The 3,072-nt window shown below is 65.7% G+C and carries 2 protein-coding genes; one reads left to right on the top strand and one right to left on the bottom strand.

Annotated features, from left to right (window positions below; genetic code table 11):
* Positions 1–2,361 (bottom strand): DEAD/DEAH box helicase (locus tag ACLQ24_RS29165; RefSeq protein WP_425894950.1); only part of this gene is annotated, 2,361 nt, incomplete at its 3' end.
* Between the two features lie 334 nt (positions 2,362–2,695).
* Between ACLQ24_RS29165 and ACLQ24_RS29160 the strand changes: the two genes are divergently transcribed.
* The gene (locus ACLQ24_RS29160) at positions 2,696–3,013 is read left to right on the top strand and encodes a hypothetical protein (RefSeq protein WP_425894949.1); all 318 of its coding nucleotides are present in this window, start codon (positions 2,696–2,698) and stop codon (positions 3,011–3,013) included.
* Positions 3,014–3,072 lie beyond the last annotated feature (59 nt).

Raw genomic sequence — 3,072 nt, 5'->3', positions numbered from 1 at the left:
CGCGAAGCCGCCCGACGCATCAACGCCGAACGACTTCTCACTGCGTAGCCGTCCAGTTACCCGACAGTCTCTAAGACTGGTGGGGTCATCGGCAGCCCCACCCCGGTATATGTCGGCGGCGAGGGTCTCGTCGGCGAGGGCGATGAGATCGCCGAAGGCCGCGTCGCCTGGGCCCAGCGCAAGCACGTTCGACGTGTCGACACTGACGCTATGGTCACGCAGCGCCTCGCCGCTAGTCGCAACGAGCGCCTGCGGGCGCCCCCCCAAGCCTTGCGGCAGGGGGCTGTCGGAGGACAGCAGCAGGATGCCCTCGCCGGCGGCGGTGCGCTGCACTCGCAGCAGACGGGCCTGGTCGAGCCGGTTGAGGTATGACTCGACGATCGCCGGGTTGATCCGGTCCAGCAGATCCCGTTGTAGCAGTGTGAGTGCGGCCATCGCGTCGACCTGACTGGCGAGCGCGGCCTCTTGGGCTCGGGCGGCGCGCGCGGCCCGCTTGAGATCGGCGGTGTGTACCTTGCGCACAGCGGCGTCGGCGGCTGCCTTCTTGTCCTCATCATCGCCATAGAGATCCGTGAGCCACTGCTCGTACCGCATCCCGGTCATCTCCGCGACGGTCGACAGGCTGTCGAAGATCTGCCCGCCGAGCTCACTGGCGGCGGACACAAACCGCTCCAGCAGCGTATGCAGCACATCACCCTCACGGGTGTCTGTGGCGATGAGGTTGTATAGGAGAACGTCACGTAGTTGCCCGACCCGGTGGATACGGCCCATGCGCTGTTCCAGGCGCACCAGCGACCACGGCATGTCGTAGTTCACCAGCACGTGCGCGGCTTGCAGGTCGATGCCCTCGTTCCCGGCGTCGGTGGTGACGATGACCTGGAACTCCCGACGCATGAACGCGGCCCGCACGGCATCACGTTCGGCCGGTGCCTGCCGTCCTGAGTACATGCGGGCGGTGTAGCCAGCAGCGTTAAGTCGCTGCACGATCCACGCGGCGGAATCTGCGTATTCGGTGAACACAACCGCTTGCTCGCCGCTGCCCGCGATGATCCCGTTTGCCGTAAGGCACAGGCGTGTCAGGTCACGCCATTTCGACGGCCCGTAGCTGCTGTCCGCCAGGATGGCATCCAGCTGCTGGAGCAGGTCCTTGATCGCCGCGCGCTCAGCCCGGCTGGCCTGTGACGTGGCATGGACGACCTTGGCCTCGTCCTTGGCCTCGTCGTCGGCCTCAAAGGTCCGCTCGACGTCCAGGACCGCCTCGGCCTCGGTCTTCGCGCCCATATGCGCAGAGCGGCGGCGTAGCGTCTCCCGGAGCGCGAACAATGTCGAGGCGGCTCGCTTGCCGTACACCATACGGGCCAGGGTTCGAGCCGTGGGAGGGAAGAACTGGTCGACCATGTCCAGCGCCTGCCGGTAGATCGAGTACTCCTTGGATCCCAGCGGTACCCGGAAGTTGCTTGCCGTGCGCCCCTTGAACAATCGGGTCACCCCGTCGTAGTCGACGAGGTCTTCTTTCATCCTTCGCAGGAAGTGCACTGGTCCGGGGCGTAATGGCTGTAAGCCCTCGTCGTTCTTGTCTCCGGGATCGGGATAGATGTCGGGGTCTACCAGGTGCAACAGGTGGCGGAACAGCCACTCGGACCCGCGGTGCGGAGTCGCGGTCATCAACAGCGCACGTGGGGCGTTCTTCGCCAGCATGCGCCCGACCTGGTGAAACGAGGTGGCCGTCGGAGTTAGGCGGTGGGCCTCGTCGAACACGACGATGTCCCAGCCTGCCTTGTCCGGGCGGATAGCATCCTGCACGGCGCCGTTCGTGGCCGCCAGTTCAAGCGACACGACCCACAGGTCGTGCCCCGTGTCGAGCGCATGCTCACGTACCGTGTCCGCCGTGATTCGGCGCAGGCCCCCGCCGAAGAACCGATCGAAGTCCTCCTGCCACTTGCTGGCCAGGTTTGCCGGCACGACGATCAACGCCCTGCGGATCAACCCGAGTCGCTGCATCTCTCGCAGATAAAGACCGGCCATGATCGTCTTGCCGGTCCCGGGCTCATCAGCCAGCAGGAACCGCAGGAACGGTTGCGGGAGCATCGCTCCGTACACGGCGTTCGCCTGATGAGCGTAGGGGCGCAGCGGGCTCGATGCGAGCAGCGTCGTCTTGGCGTTGGTAGCGGCTGCGGCCATCCATCGGGTCCACATACCGGCCAAGACGCGCGCCGAAGGGGCGCGGCCATCCTCGACCAGACAGGTGACCTCTTCGGCTTGTTCGCCGGTGAGGGACACCTTATGGAGTGAGCCGGCGTCATCCGTGACGTAGAGCGTCCAAGCTCCGCCCGCACCGCGTTGCGCGAGATCTACGGTCACCCACGAGGGCAGGTTGCGACCGGGTATGTGAATCCTCTGCCCGGGCTCGAATCCTGCCGCATCGACCACGAGTCCTCCTTTGACCACGGGATTCTCGCACGAAGGGGCCAGAGCCCTGGGGACGCGGAGAACGCGGCGACGGAGGTCTGACCCGTCCGGCTGCCAGCATCCCAGCCAGCTGGTGGCAGAGCCCGGTCTGCCCGAGCCTTCAAGTTACTCGCGGTGTACATGCGCTCCAAGTCAGGAAGGCCAAGATCCAGGTCAGGGCGGTGGTGTGAGACCTCGACGATCGTCAAGGGCTGTCCTAGGCAAAGACGGCTGGCAAGCTATGCGCATGCCGACACGCGACGTGATCCTCTGGGCACTCGACGAGGTCATGACCGACGAGGATCAGCGGCGTGACTCGGCCCGGGTCACGGACGTGTTCTACCGGCACAGCCGACCGAAACCCGGTGCGCTTATGCTCGGCATCGGTGCCGCCGACGGCGACACTGGCGATGTCGACGCTGTGATGCTCATCGGTGTTGCCCGTCGCTCGCAGCAGGTCGCGACCGGCAAGGACCGTACTTCGGTCACGCCAGTGTTCCGTCTTCCCAAGCCGGTGCCGGTCAAGCGCCTGCAGGCAGCGCTACCGTCAGAGACTGTCGGGTAACTGGCTGGGGGCGGAACGTCACGCCGAGACACGTCGATGGAAGGTCCTCGACAAATAGA

The sequence above is a fragment of the Micromonospora sp. DT4 genome, assembly GCF_049841675.1.
Lineage (GTDB): Bacteria > Actinomycetota > Actinomycetes > Mycobacteriales > Micromonosporaceae > Micromonospora.
The sequence above is the reverse complement of the archived record's forward strand: the minus strand, read 5'-3'. Positions and strand labels throughout refer to the sequence as shown.